Source organism: Streptomyces macrolidinus (assembly GCF_023887685.1).
GTDB lineage: Bacteria > Actinomycetota > Actinomycetes > Streptomycetales > Streptomycetaceae > Streptomyces > Streptomyces macrolidinus.
On the sequence record NZ_JAMWMR010000132.1, the window covers coordinates 1 to 273 of the forward strand.

The following is a 273-nucleotide window of genomic DNA, read 5'->3' on the forward strand; positions in this document are numbered from 1 at the left end:
GAACAGGAAGCCGATCCCGCCCCCGGCGGCGAGGGTGGCCTCGACTCCGCTGCCAGCCGTCTCTCCGGCCACCAGCGCGTCCAGTTCCCGCAGCAGCCCGGCTCGGTCCCCGACCACCAGCGCCGCACCGTGCTCGAACACACTGCGCCCGGCAGCCGACGCCGCGACATCCAGCACCGACAGCTCCGGCCGCTCGCCGACGAACGACCGCAACCGCGCCGCCTGGTCCACCAGCGCCGCACCCGTCCGAGCCGACAGCACCACCGGCACCAG

The 273-nt window shown here is 75.1% G+C and carries 1 protein-coding gene; it reads right to left on the minus strand.

From position 1 onward, the window contains the following. Positions 1 to 261 (minus strand): CurL C-terminal domain-containing protein (locus tag NGF19_RS30540; protein WP_252429200.1); only part of this gene is annotated, 261 nt, incomplete at its 3' end. Between the last annotated feature and the right edge of the window lie 12 nt (positions 262 to 273).